12 protein-coding genes are annotated in these 13306 nt (G+C 72.0%); 6 read left to right on the top strand and 6 right to left on the bottom strand.

Annotated elements, in window-relative coordinates; all coding sequences use genetic code 11:
* Positions 1–74: 74 nt before the first annotated feature.
* From ACGF5T_RS17530 to ACGF5T_RS17555, 6 genes are all read right to left on the bottom strand, one after another.
* The gene (locus ACGF5T_RS17530; protein WP_366767078.1) at positions 75–1091 is read right to left on the bottom strand and encodes a zinc-binding alcohol dehydrogenase; all 1017 of its coding nucleotides are present in this window, start codon (positions 1089–1091) and stop codon (positions 75–77) included.
* The gene (locus ACGF5T_RS17535) at positions 1088–1945 is read right to left on the bottom strand and encodes a sugar phosphate isomerase/epimerase (RefSeq protein WP_366767079.1); all 858 of its coding nucleotides are present in this window, start codon (positions 1943–1945) and stop codon (positions 1088–1090) included. Before ACGF5T_RS17535 ends, ACGF5T_RS17530 begins: the two co-directional genes overlap by 4 nt.
* A 3-nt stretch (positions 1946–1948) precedes the next feature.
* Positions 1949–2839 (bottom strand): PmoA family protein, encoded by an 891-nt coding sequence (locus ACGF5T_RS17540; protein ID WP_366767080.1) that lies wholly within the window; start codon positions 2837–2839, stop codon positions 1949–1951.
* Positions 2840–3475: 636 nt separating this feature from the next.
* Complete coding sequence (locus tag ACGF5T_RS17545) at positions 3476–3808, bottom strand: peptidoglycan-binding domain-containing protein (protein ID WP_366767081.1); 333 nt, start codon at positions 3806–3808, stop codon at positions 3476–3478.
* A gap of 222 nt (positions 3809–4030) precedes the next feature.
* Positions 4031–4981: an alpha/beta hydrolase gene (locus ACGF5T_RS17550; protein WP_356611595.1), complete on the bottom strand. Its 951-nt coding sequence runs from the start codon at positions 4979–4981 to the stop codon at positions 4031–4033.
* 137 nt (positions 4982–5118) lie between these two features.
* A complete protein-coding gene (locus ACGF5T_RS17555) occupies positions 5119–6105 on the bottom strand; it encodes an aldo/keto reductase (protein ID WP_366767082.1) in 987 nt (328 codons plus the stop codon).
* 347 nt (positions 6106–6452) lie between these two features.
* On the opposite strand from ACGF5T_RS17555, the gene aceE reads away from it, so the two are divergent.
* The 6 genes from aceE to ACGF5T_RS17585 all read left to right on the top strand — a co-directional run bounded on the left by aceE (position 6453) and on the right by ACGF5T_RS17585 (position 13241).
* Positions 6453–9140 (top strand): pyruvate dehydrogenase (acetyl-transferring), homodimeric type, encoded by a 2688-nt coding sequence (gene aceE, locus ACGF5T_RS17560; protein WP_361013279.1) that lies wholly within the window; start codon positions 6453–6455, stop codon positions 9138–9140.
* Between the two features lie 110 nt (positions 9141–9250).
* Complete coding sequence (locus tag ACGF5T_RS17565) at positions 9251–10291, top strand: pirin family protein (RefSeq protein WP_366767083.1); 1041 nt, start codon at positions 9251–9253, stop codon at positions 10289–10291.
* A 41-nt stretch (positions 10292–10332) separates the two neighbouring features.
* Positions 10333–10539 carry a hypothetical protein gene (locus ACGF5T_RS17570; protein ID WP_356611588.1) on the top strand — a complete coding sequence of 69 codons (207 nt, stop codon included), beginning with the start codon at positions 10333–10335 and terminating at the stop codon, positions 10537–10539.
* 328 nt (positions 10540–10867) lie between these two features.
* Positions 10868–11764 carry an RNA polymerase sigma-70 factor gene (locus tag ACGF5T_RS17575; RefSeq protein ID WP_366767084.1) on the top strand — a complete coding sequence of 299 codons (897 nt, stop codon included), beginning with the start codon at positions 10868–10870 and terminating at the stop codon, positions 11762–11764.
* A 156-nt stretch (positions 11765–11920) separates the two neighbouring features.
* Positions 11921–12418 (top strand): Ohr family peroxiredoxin, encoded by a 498-nt coding sequence (locus tag ACGF5T_RS17580; protein WP_356611584.1) that lies wholly within the window; start codon positions 11921–11923, stop codon positions 12416–12418.
* A 223-nt stretch (positions 12419–12641) separates the two neighbouring features.
* On the top strand, positions 12642–13241 hold the full coding sequence (locus tag ACGF5T_RS17585) for a YceI family protein (RefSeq protein ID WP_366767086.1): 600 nt from the start codon (positions 12642–12644) through the stop codon (positions 13239–13241).
* Positions 13242–13306: the final 65 nt, after the last annotated feature.

A 13306-nucleotide genomic window follows, 5' to 3' on the forward strand; every position in this document is an offset into this window, starting at 1 on the left:
CCCGGCAGCCCTGCCGGGCGCCGGGGCGGGGACGCGTGGGGGGCGTAGGTCGGACCGGCGTGCGGCCGCCTGTGTCAGGCCGACCAGTCGATGACCACGCCGAGGTGGGCGGCCGGTTCCTCGGCCAGGGCGCGGAAGGCCTCACCGCCCTGGTCCGGTGGCACGACGTCCGTGATCAGCGAGTCGACTTCGAGGACCCCGTCGCGGATGAGTTCGAGGATCACCCGGCGGTTGGCCGCCTCCGTCCACCTGTCGTGAACGGTCGCGTTCTTCGGTGCGGTGGAGACGTGGGCACCGATCACGTGCAGGCCCTTGAGGTGCAGTGCCGAGTACGGGTCGAAGTTCTCCACCCGTCCACGGGTGCTGCCCAGCAGGACGACCCTGCCGCCGCGGGCGGCGAGTTCGAGCGCCGGCACGAAGGCGGAGGGCGCGCCGGTCGCTTCGACCACCACGTCGAACCCACCCGGCGCGAACGCGTGCAACCGCTGGTCCGTGCCCGGGTCCGCCGGGTCGGCCACGAGGTCCGCACCGGTCGTGCGGGCGGCCTCGCGCCGGGGCGCCAGCAATTCCACCACGGCCAGGCGGTGAGCGCCGTCGAGGCGGGCGAACCGCGCCGCCAGCAGGCCGACGAGTCCGGCGCCGACCACCGCCACCCGGTCCCCGAGCTGGATGGCGGCCGGTCGGACGGCGTTCAGCGTGATGCAGGCGAGCTGGGTCATGGCCGCCTGGCGCGAGGTGACGCCCTCGGGGATCGTCGTCATGCGGGCGAGACGTTCCGGACGGTCCTCGACGGCCCGTGACGCGTGCGGGAGCGGCCCGCAGATCCGGTCGCCGGGACGGAAGGCGTCCACTCCCTCGCCGACGGCCTGCACGACGCCGGCGAACGAGTAACCGGGGTGGTAGGGCTCGGTGCTGGTGAGCGTGCGCTGCGCGGTGCGGCCGAGGTAGTTGGCCACCTCCGTGCCGGGACTGATCAGTGTCACGTCCGCCTTCACCAGGATGCCGCCCGGCGGCGGCTCATCCGGGATGTCGTGGCGCTCCAGTTCCATGTGGCCGGGTCGGTGGGACACCAGTCGGCGGGCGGTGCTCATCGTGCTGCTCCTTCGTCGGGGGTGGCGTCGCCACGTGCGGCGCGCACCGCGCAGTCGCGCAGGTAGGTCAGGCTCCGGCGGGCCACGGTCTCGGCACCGGGGGTGGCGTCGAACGCCTCGACCGACATGTCCCCGTCGTATCCGACGGCGGCGAGCGCCTGGAACACGGGCACGAAGTCGGTGGTGCCGAAGCCCGGGCCGCCCCGGTTGGCGTCGTTCGCCTGGAAGTAGGCCAGGTGCGGTGCGGCGAGTTCGACGAGCCGTGGGATCGGCACCCGCTCGTCGCTCATGCTCTTCACGTCGAGCACCATCCGCACGGCGGGCGAGTCGATGGCGCGGACGACGTCGACGACCTCCTGGGTCGTGTTGAGCATGTCGGTCTCCGCGACGGGCAGTGCTTCGAGGCATACGGTCACGCCCAGTGCCGCGGCGGTCCGACCCCAGGTGGCGAAGGTGTCGACGGCACGGGCGAGGTTTTCCTCGGGGGGCGTGCCGGGCGGTGTGGAGCGCTGTCCGGGCGATCCGAAGACCAGGACACGGCCGCCGAGATCGGCGCACAGGCGCGTCAGGTGTGTCAGGTGGTCCAGGGTCCGCCGGCGCCGTTCGGGGTCGGCGGCGCCGACGTGCAGATCCCGGGTGCCGGCCAGCAGCCAGTGCAGTCCGGTGAAGTCGAGACCGTAGCGGGCCGCGAGACGCGCGGCCTCCGCGGCCCGCTCCGGTGTCACCGTTCCGTCGCTCTCGGCGATGGTGTAGGGCGCCAGCTCCACCGCTTCGTACCCGGTTTCGGCGATGAAACGGAAGGCGTCGTCGAGTGGCCGGTCGTCGAGGAGTTCGTTGCAGAGGGCGAAGCGCATCCGTCACACGCTCCGCTCGGCGGCGTAGTCGACGAAGCGGTCCGCGACGTGTCCCGCGGCCGCGTCACCGGTGTGCAGCACGAGCCGGTACTGGAAGGTCACCGGTGCGTCGGGGTCGAGGAGAAGGCTGCCGTCGCCGTCCTGACCGGGGAAGAAGTCCTTGTGGCCGAAGGGGTTGGCGGCGAGCAGGCCGTAGTCGCGCACGTGCCACGGTGTGGGGTGGCGGGGATTGTCCGGGTGATCGAGCACCGCGACGCCGACGACCTCGCCGTCGACCGAACCGGAGTAGTCGCACCACGCCGCGGGCCGGCCCCAGCACCGGGCTTCTCCGACGGCCCCCTCGGCGTTCTCGATGCGCCCGCCCCGCGCCTCCTCCATCGGCGGAGCGACGCGCAGCGCCACCATTCCGGCTTCCTTGGTGTCGCCCAGCCGGAGCGGTCCGTCCACCGGCGCGAGCGTGGTGCTCACGTCGATGAGCCGGGACCCGTCCGGCAACGGGCTGTGGAAGCACAGTGTCCTGCGCTCGGTCAGGCGGGGCGCACCGGTTGCGTCCAGCCAGTCCAGGGTGTGGCGTACCCGGGCCTCGCCGGGCCTCTCGGTCAGTTCGTCGAGCGAGCGGTGCGCGATGCGGCCGTGCCCTGCGAACTCGGTCCAGAAGTCCGTGCCGTCGACATCGCGGTGGCCGGTCCAGACGCCTCGGTGGTGCGGGTGGTCGGCGTTCTCCCCGGCCGGATGGCGTCTGGTGAGCCGGCGGTCGCGCGGGCCGACGAGGTCGGTCAGGTAGGGGCGGGGCCCCGACACTCCCAGGTGGTAGGTGGCCAGAGGTGACTCACCGAGCAGCACACGGATCGACGAGGCGTCGGCACTGAGAAGGACAGTCGGTTGATCGATCACTGTGTGGCTCCGATCGCGCGCAGGCGTGGGGTGGGAGACATACGTCTGGTGGCTGGGCAGAAGAAACCTACATGGCAATCGAAAGTTTGGTAAGCGCTTTCTCACAATGTTTGTGTGCCACCGTGTGGCTCGGGAGAACGAGCGTCAGTACCGAGGCGTCAGCCGTCGAGGTACTCGCCCGATCCGGACCGGGTGGCGGGACTGCCGGCGGCCGTGTCCGGAGCGGCCGGACGGGGAGAGCCGAGGGCGCGAGTCGACCCGCCGCTTCGAAGGACCTGCCGTACACGCACCGAAACGGCAGCGCTGCGACCTGCTCTTCGGACCGAGGATGGCGTCCGGGAACGGCTCAGGTGCACCACGCGTCCACCGGCTCGGAGTCGGCCGGGACGGCAAGGGCGGGCAGGCAGGGGCGGGCCGGGGCGCAACGAAAGAAGCCCCGGTCGCCGCCCCACGGGGGAGCGGGCCGGCGACCGGGGCACCGTACCTGCTGGGCGCTGGACACAGGTACGGCAACACATGTTCCCGCACCGCCCCACGGGATCGTCCTGCCGTGCGGGAACACTGTTCACACTATAGAGGATGGTGTCGATTCGGGGTCACGCGGTGGGACGGGGTCCGGACAGGGCGGCGCGCCGGTCAGACCCCGAGCACCGTGAAGCCCGCAGCGGACAGCCGCGCGCTCAGTTCGGCCAGGGCTGCCGGGTCCTGGCAGGAGCCGTTCGGGTCGAGGCCGTTGTCGTTCTGGAACGCACGGACCGCGCCCTGGGTACGTGGCCCGTCGGCCCCGTCCTGGGCCCCGGGGTCGTAGCCGAGAACGAGCAGCGCGCCCTGCACGCCGAACACGTCGGACAGGTCGAGGGCCAGCCGGTCGGCGGGCAGGCCGCGGTCCTCCACGGTCCCGGCCGGCAGGAAGTGCGCGCGGTCGAGTCCGTTCCGCTGGGCACTCGGACCGGCTTTCCGGCTCCACATGCTCGGCGTCCCGAGTTGCGCGTTGGCCGGCCAGGAGGCGAACCCGGAGAAGTCGGGGGGCCGCGCCGTGAGGAACGCATCACAGAATCGAACCTGTGGGGGCTCCGTACACGCGGGGCCATCCCGTTCGCCCACTCCTCCCCTCCCCCAAGGCCGTCGGTCCGGGGCGCGTGGAACGCACCCCGGTCCTCGTAGGCCGTGCGCTTGCCGGGTCCCGGCGCGTCAGTCGGTCCCCAGTGCCTGGCGCAGCACGTGGACGGCCTGCTCCACAGCCGCACTCGAGGCCCGGGTCCCGCGCACCGGGTTCAGCATCATGAAGTCGTGCAGGGTCGCGTTGTAGCGGACGCTCGTGGTCGGCACGCCGGCCTGTACGAGTTTGCGGGCGTACGCCTCCCCCTCGTCGCGCAGCACGTCGTACTCGTCGACGATCACCAGCGCCGGCGGCAGTCCCCGCAGGTCCTCCAGCGTCGCGCGCAGGGGGGAGGCCGTGATGTGCGCGCGCTCGGCGGGATCGGTGGTGTAGGCGTCCCAGAACCACTCCATGGCCTTCGCCGTCAGGTGCGGGCCGTCGGCGAAGATCCGGTAGCTCTCGGTGTCCTGGGCCGCGTCCGTGACCGGGTAGTACAGCGACTGGTGCAGGAACGTCACGTCACCGCGCTGCTTGGCCATGTGCGCGAGGGCCGCGGCCATGTTGCCGCCGACCGAGTCACCGGCCACGACCATGCGGCTGCCGTCCAGGCCCTCCTCGGCACCCTCGCTCACGACCCACCGGGCGGTGGCGTAGGCCTGTTCGATGGCGACGGGGTACTTCGCCTCCGGGGAGCGGTCGTACTCCACGAACACCAGGGCCGCGTCCGCGCCCACGGCCAGCTCACGCACCAGACGGTCGTGGGTGCCGGCGTTGCCCAGGATCCAACCGCCTCCGTGCACGTAGAGGATCACGGGCAGGACGCCCGTGCTACCGGCCGGCCGGACCACGCGCACCCTCACGTCGCCGACCTCGGCGGGAACGGTCGTCCACTTCTCGTCGACGGCGAGCTTCTCGACGGGTTGCGCCTGCACGTCGTCGAGCAGTGTGCGGGCGCCGTCAACTCCCAGTTCGTGAAGCCGGGGCGGTTTCGCCGTGGCGTCGGCGAAGGACTGGGCGGCGGGCTCGAGAACGATGTCGCTCACGGTGTTTCTCCTCCGGATGGTGCGGGCGTTTCGGGAGCTTGTGCCCCATGTGACCGAAGACGGAGTCGATGTGTGACGCCTACACGGAAACGGGCGGGCCCGGCCGGCCTGCGGGCGGGTGGCCCGCACCGCCCGGGTCAACGGTTGGTCGACGCCAGCTGCTGCGGGGTGTAGCGGGCTCCCCGTACGGCCTCGGGCCGGACCACCGCGTCCAGGGACGCGAGGTCCTCCGCGGTGAGTACCAGGTCGGCGGCGGCGGCGTTCTCGGTCAGGTAGGCGCGGCGTCTGGTGCCCGGGATGGGGATCGCCCCCTGGGCCGACACCCAGGCCAGCGCCACCTGGGAGGGGGTGGCCCCGTGCCGCTGGGCGACGGCCCGGACGTGGTCGACCAGCTCGAGGTTGGCGGCGATGTTCTCCGGGGCGAAGCGCGGCAGCTCCCGGCGGGAGTCGTCCTCGTCCAGGTCGTCCACGCTGCGGATGGCTCCGGAGAGGAAGCCGCGGCCGATGGGCGAGTAGGCGACCAGCCCGACGCCCAGCTCGTCCAGGGTCCGCTTGACGCCGGACGCCAGCGGGTCCCGGCTGAAGAGCGACAGTTCCGACTGCACCGCGGTGAGCGGATGCACCGCGTGGGCACGGCGGATGGTGTCCGCGGAGACCTCCGAGAGTCCGATGTGGCGCACCTTTCCGGCCGCCACCAGTTCGGCCATGCCGCCGATCGTCTCCTCCACCGGAGTGGCCGGGTCCAGGCGGTGCATGTAGTACAGGTCGATGCGGTCCGTGTTCAGGCGCCGCAGGGAGCGCTCGACGGCTCGTCGGATGTGTGCGGGCCGGCCGTCCAGTGGACCGGGCTGCCCGTCGTCGGAGAAGTCCAGGCCGAACTTGGTTGCCAGGAGGACCTCGTCACGGCGATGGGCCAGGGCACGGCCCAGCAGCCGCTCGTTCTCGAACGGGCCGTAGGACTCGGCCGTGTCGAACAGGGTGATGCCCAGGTCCGCCGCGTGGTTGAGGGTGGCGACGGCCTCCTTCTCGTCGGCACTGGCTCCGTACGCCCCGCTCAGGCCCATGGCGCCGAAGCCCTGGGCCGACACCACGGGGCCGTGATCACCCAGGCGAACTTTTCTCATGTGCTGTCCCTCGCGTCGTCGAGGGCTTCCGCGCGGAGCGGAAGCACCTGCGCGGGTCGTCCGACCCGGCACATGCGACCTTACACACCGTGTTACTGGTGCGAGCAGCGGCGCGTGTTCTGGAGTGTGGGCGACGCGGAGCACGCCGATCGCCCGGTCCGGCCGACGGTGGGACGACGGCGGCCGACGGTCTCCGTGTCACAACATCCGGGGCCGTCCGGTCATGGGGGTTGTCAACACGGTGGTGCGTCGCCCGTTCGCGAGGGCGTGCGGTGCGCTCACCGGCTGCTGCGCGGCACCGTCCGCGTCCGCCGTTCCCACCGCCACGCAGTGCCAGGAAGGCCGCCATGAATGACCCGTCCCGGCTCACCGGGGCCTCCGCGCCCAGTGAGCTCGACCAGCTGCCCGACCGTGACCGCGAGGAGACCGTCGAATGGCAGGCCTCACTGGACGCCGTCGTACGCAACGCCGGACCCGAGCGAGCGGTCTACCTGGTACGACGGGTGCACGAGTTCGCCGCACGGTCCGGGATGTCCCTGCCGGGCCTGCTGTCCTCCGACTACATCAACACCGTCCCGGTCGCCGCCCAGCCGACGTTCGACGGTGACCTGGAGACGGAGACCCGGATCACCGCGCTCAACCGGTGGAACGCTGCCGCGATGGTCAGCAACGGGGCGCCGCTGGGGCTCGGCGGGCACATCTCCACGTACGCGTCCGCGGCCTGGCTCTACGAGATCGGCTTCAACCACTTCTTCCGCGGCAAGGACGGTGACGGATCGGGCGACCAGCTGTTCCTCCAGGGGCACGCCTCCCCGGGCATCTACGCCCGGGCGTTCCTCGAAGGCCGTCTGGACGAGGAGCAGCTGAACGCCTTCCGCCGTGAGGCCGGTGGCAGGGGCCTGCCCTCCTACCCGCACCCCCGGCGGCTGCCGTGGCTCTGGGAGTTCCCGACGGTGTCCATGGGGCTGGGACCGCTCGGCGCGGTCTACCAGGCACGGTTCAACCGGTATCTGCACGCCCGCGGCATCAAGGACACCTCCGCCTCGCGGGTGTGGGCGTTCCTCGGCGACGGGGAGATGGACGAGCCGGAATCGATCGCCGCGCTGACCCTGGCCTCCCGCGAGGGACTGGACAACCTCACCTTCGTCGTCAACTGCAACCTCCAGCGCCTGGACGGTCCGGTGCGGTCCAACTCGAAGATCGTGCAGGAGCTGGAGGCGCGGTTCCGCGGGTCGGGCTGGAACGTGGTCAAGACCCTGTGGGGTGAGGCCTGGGACCCGCTGCTGGCGCAGGACGCGACCGGCGACCTGGTGACGCGTCTGGGCGAGGTGCCGGACGCGCAGCTGCAGACGCTGGCCGCGCGGGACGCCGCCTACGTGCGCGAGAGGTTCTTCACCGGCGACGTGCTCTCCGCCGTGTCCGCCTCCCTGAGCGACGCCCAGGTGGTCGAGCTGTTCGAGAACTCCCGCGGCGGCCACGAACCCCTCAAGGTGTACGCCGCCTACCGGGCCGCCGTCGAGCACCGGGGCGCACCGACCGTGGTGCTCGCCCAGACGGTCAAGGGCCACACGCTGGGCTCGGCGTTCGAGTCCCGCAACGCCAACCACCAGATGAAGAAGCTCACGACGGCGCAGTTCCGTGCGCTGCGCGACACGCTGGACCTTCCCATTCCCGACAGCGCCCTCGCGGGCGACCGGGTCCCTTACTGGCACCCGGGGCCGGACTCGCCCGAGGTGCGTTACCTGCGCGAGCGGCGGGCCGCGCTGGGCGGTCCGGTGCCGTCACGGCGCGTGGTCGCGAGGCCGCTGCCCGAGCCGCCCGCGAAGCCCTTCGAGGCGCTGGAGAAGGGCTTCGGCAACCAGGAGGCGGCGACCACGATGGCGCTGGTCCGGCTGGTGAAGGACCTGATGCGGGACGAGCGGACGGGTGCGCGCTGGGTGCCGATCATCCCCGACGAGGCCCGCACGTTCGGCATGGAGTCGATGTTCCCGACCGCCGGGATCTACTCCCCGCTGGGGCAGACCTACGACCCGGTCGACGCCGGCCAGTTGCTCTACTACAAGGAGAGCAGGACCGGCCAGGTGATCATCGAGGGCATCACCGAGGCCGGTTCCGTGGCCGAGTTCACGGCCGCCGCGACCTCGTACGCCACCCACGGCGAGCCCATGATCCCGTTCTACATCTTCTACGCCATGTTCGGGTTCCAGCGGACCGGCGACCAGTTCTGGGCGCTGGCCGACCAGATGGGCCGCGGCTTCGTCGTCGGCGGCACCGCCGGGCGCACCACGATGACGGGTGAGGGACTCCAGCACGGGGACGGCCACTCGCACCTGCTGGCCTCCACCAATCCGGCGGCGATCAGCTACGACCCGGCGTTCGCCTTCGAGATAGCGGTGATCGTGCGGGACGGCCTGCGCCGCATGTACGGCGAGCGGCCCGAGGACGTCTTCTACTACCTGACCGTGTACAACGAGCCCAAGATCCAGCCGCCCATGCCCGCGGTACCGGGCATCGAGGAGGGCATCGTCCGGGGCGTCTACCGGTTCCGGCCCGCCGAACCCACCGCGACCGGTCCGCGCCTGCAACTGCTCTCCTCGGGTACGGCCGTCCACTGGGCGCTCCGTGCCCAGGAACTCCTGGCCGCCGACTGGGACGTGCACGCCGACGTGTGGTCGGTGACGTCGTGGACGGAGCTGCGCCGCGACGCGATGCGGGCGGACGCGGCACGGATGCGGGGTGAGGACAGGACGCCGTACGTCACCGCCGCGCTGGCCGGCGCGCCGGGGCCGGTGCTGGCCGTCAGCGACTGGATGCGGCAGGTGCCGGACCAGATCAGCCAGTGGGTGGAGCAGGACTACTACTCCCTGGGCACCGACGGCTTCGGGCTCTCGGACACCCGTGAGGCCGTGCGTCGCCACTTCGAGGTGGACGCCGAGTCGATCGTGGTCACGGCCCTGGACCGGCTGGCCCGGTCCGGGCAGGTCGCCCCGTCCTCGGTCGCCCTGGCCCGTGAGCGCTACGGCCTCGACCGGTGACCGGCCCGTCGGTACCCCTCCCCCGGCACCGACGGACCCGGCCCACGCAGACCCGACCCACGCGGACGTGGCACACGCGGACGTGGCCCAGGCAGTAAGGACACAGCACCATGAGCAACCTGGAGACCCGGCCGGTGGAAATGCCGCGCTCGGGCGGAAGCCGTACCCGAGGGGTGGAGGTCCTGACGGCGCGGAGCGTGCCTCTGGGCGGTCCGCGGGCCATGACCGTACGGCGGACGCTGCCGCAGCGGTCGCGGACGCTGATCGGCGCGTGGTGCTTCGCCGACCACTACGGCCCCGACGATGTGGCGCTGACCGGCGGCATGCGGGTCCCGCCGCACCCGCACACCGGGCTGCAGACGGTGAGCTGGCTGTTCAGCGGCGCGATAGAGCACCGCGACAGCATGGGCACCCACGCCCTCGTCCGTCCCGGAGAACTCAACCTCATGACCGGCGGCTTCGGCATCAGCCACTCGGAGTTCTCCACGGCGGACACCACCGTGCTGCACGGGGTGCAGTTGTGGGTCGCGCTGCCCGAGGCGCACCGCGCCGCCGCCCGCGACTTCCAGCACTACGTCCCCGCCCCGGTGCCCCTGCCGGGCGGGCTGGCCCGCGTCTTCCTGGGCGCGCTGGCCGGTGACGCGTCCCCCGTGGCCACCTTCACGCCCCTGCTGGGCGCGGAGATCACCCTGGAGGCGGGTGCCTCCGTGACCCTCGACGTCGACGGGGCCTTCGAGCACGGCGTCCTCGTCGACACCGGCGAAGTCGCCCTGGAGGGCGCCGCCCTGCGTCCCACGGAGCTGGGTTACGTGCCTCCCGGCACCACCCGGCTGCACCTGTCGTGCTCCGCGGATCAGCCGACCAGGACGGTGTTGCTGGGCGGTCCGCCGTTCGGGGAGGACATCGTCATGTGGTGGAACTTCGTGGGCCGTACCCACGAGGACGTCGTCCGGGCCCGGCAGGCGTGGCAGGAGGGCTCCGACCGGTTCGGGCACGTGGACGGACACGGCGGGGAACGCCTGCCCGCGCCCGAACTGCCCAACGCCACGCTCACGCCTCGACGCGCCCCTGCCCCACCACAGACGTCCGGCGGACCGGGGGTTGTCACAACTCCCGAGGTTGTCCGGTCTATGCCCATGACGGCCGGGTGACGCCGCCCGGAGTCCTCGCCGCCAGGAAGGAAGTGACACCCGTGCTGTCCGGTATCCCTACCACTCGAAGCCAGGACGTGCCGGAGGACACCACCGACCTCGGGGTGTCCCTGGCCGCCCAGGCGGCTCTGCTGGAGACGCGTGCGCTGATGCTGCGGGAAGCGCTCGACGCCGTCGACGCGAGTATCCGGGAGACCTCAGAGAGACTCGGCCGGCTGCGCCGGCAGAGCGGCGACGGCGCACAGTAGGCGTACGCGGCCCCGGGTGTCGGCTCACGGGGGATCGAGGGGACACCCGGGGCGCTCACCCGCTCGGCTCTTGAGGCGGGTGCGCACGTGCTCCGGGCCCTCCTCGGGTACCGTCCACCGGTGTCCGGAGCACTGCCATGAACCTAGCACACTGTGACACCGTTTGCAGCAGTGGCAGAGAGGAACCGTCCCCGAGGAGCACCTCTGAGCAGGTGGGCGGCCTTACCCCCGGCCACGACGGGCCGCCGACATCACACGGTGTGCCCGCTGACACGGTTGTCAGGACCCGCTTGTAGCATGTCCGGTGCCACGCGAGAAGGGACGATCCATGCACGCTGGCGCTCACCCCGACCCCCTCGACCATGCGACGCAGGACTTCCTTGCGGTACGCCCCCGGCTCTTCGGCATCGCCTACCGCATCCTCGGCAGCGCGGCCGAGGCCGAGGACGTCGTCCAGGACACCTGGGTGCGATGGCAGAACACCGACCGCGGCGCCGTTCACGAGCCAGGCGCCTTCCTGACCACCGTCACCACCCGCCTCTCCATCAACCTCGCCCAGTCCGCCCGGGTGCGCCGGGAGACCTACGTCGGTCCGTGGCTGCCCGAACCGGTCGACACCGCGCAGGACCCCCAACTGGGAGCGGAGCGCGCCGAGGCCGTCGAGATGGCGGTGCTGCTCCTGCTGGAGAAGCTGAACCCCGTGGAACGCACCGCCTACGTGCTGCGGGAGGCGTTCGACTACCCCTACGACCGCATCGCCGCGATCCTGGAGACCAGCGGTGCCAACGCCCGCCAGCTGGTGAGCAGAGCCCGCAGGCACCTGACCGACGAACGCAGGGAGCGTGTCGACCCCACGACCCACCGGCGCCTGCTGGAGGTGTTCCTCTCCGCCGCGCAGACCGGCGATCTGACGGTGCTCGAAGACGTCCTCGCCGCGGACGTCGTCAGCTACGCGGACGGCGGCGGGATCAGGGGCGCGTCCAAGATCCCGGTGGTCGGGCGCCCGCACGTCTCCCGTTACCTCGCTGCCTTCGCGCCCCGGTTCTGGCCGCAGGCGGACACCCGTTGGGTCGAGGCGAACGGTCGGCCCGCGGTGCTGGTCCGTGCGGGCGGTACGGCCGTGGCCCTGCTGTCCGTCGACGTCTCCGCCGAAGGCATCGACCGGATCATGTGGGTGATGAACCCGGCCAAGCTGTCGCCCTACGTGGCGTCCCTGAGCGGCTGACCCGCCGCGGCCGCTGCCCGCGGCGTCGGGCGCATGTCACAGGAACGGCGGCTGATCGGTCACCCGGGAGTCCGGACCCGGACCAGCGCCATCCCCGGTGCACGTGTCCCCGGCCCCGCGCCGGGACACGCACCACGACGCCATCGGAGCCTTGCCGTGACCGAACGGATCCCGCTGCCCTCCCTGTCGACCGAGAAGGACTTCGACGGGGACACGTTCTCACCCCTCTACACGACCACCGTGACCGTGCACGGCGGTGTGGCCGCGCACGGGCGGGCGTCCGGCAGGGCCCGCTCGGCCGACGGAGTCCTGGACCTCGAACTGCGCATGCCCGCGGAGCTCGGCGGTGACGGCCGCGGGTCAAACCCGGAGCAGCTGTTCGCGGCCGGGTTCGCGGCCTGCTTCCATGGCGCGCTGGCCCTGGTGGCGCGGCAGGAGGGCCTCGACCCCGCGGAGATCTCCGTCGCGGCGACGGTCGCCTTCGGACGTGACCCCGGGGACGGGGGCTACCTGCTGAGCGTCGACCTCGTGGTCCGGTGGCCCGGCGTCACCAGGGAGGTGGCGGCCGCGCTGCTGGAGAAGGCCGACTCGCTGTGCCCGTACGCGCGCATGGCCGACAAGGGGACGCCGACGACCATCACCCTCGTGTCCTGACGGCTCGCCCGTCCGCCCCGCCGGCGAGCGCGTCCCGCACCTGTCACAGAAGACGACCGCATCCGGTCATTCCGGATGTGGACGCCGACGCACCCGGCCGGTCCACGGGCCCCGCGCCGCCGGGACCGAGCTGCCCGGTGACGGGAGTCCAGGGGTGGCCGGCGCCGCCGTGCGGGCGTGTGCCGGTCACCGAACCCCCGCGACCTCACAGAAGGCCACCATCATGTTCCTCCACCGTCACCGGGCCGCGCTGCACAGCACGGACTCCTACGCGGCGGCCACCGGTGTCTACACCATCGACCCGACGCACAGCACGATCGGCTTCTCCGTCCGGCACGCCGCGCTCTCCGACGTCCACGGTACGTTCGACCGTTTCGAGGGCCTGCTCAAGCTCGACGGCTCGGCGCCGGTGAGGTCCGAGGCCTACCTGAGCGTGCAGACCGACAGCCTCGACACGGCGGTGCAAGAACGCGACGCGCGGTTGCGCGGGCCCGGCTTCCTCGACTCCGCCACGTACCCGCTGATGGTCTTCGGTTCCACCCGGACGGTGTCGCTGGGCGGGGGTGCGTTCCGCCTGGCGGGCACCCTGCGCGTCAAGGACCTGGAACTGCCGCTGGACGTCGACGTCGTCTTCGGCGGCGTCGGCGAGGACGCGCAGGAGCAGCACCGGGTCCACTTCTCGGCCTCCGCGGTCCTGCGCCGGTGGGACTGGGGGCTCAACCGGAGCACGGCACCGGACGCGAGCGGTGTCCTCGACGGTGACGGGATGACCCTCACCCTGGACGTCTCGGCGGTGCGCGTCGACCACGACGCGGCGGCCTGACCCCGACGGCCGGGACACCTGCGTCTCAGGCACCCGCCTGTCAGGCGCCCGCGTCTCGGCCACTT

It is taken from the genome of Streptomyces sp. NPDC047853, assembly GCF_043204535.1.
In the GTDB taxonomy this organism is placed as follows: domain Bacteria; phylum Actinomycetota; class Actinomycetes; order Streptomycetales; family Streptomycetaceae; genus Streptomyces.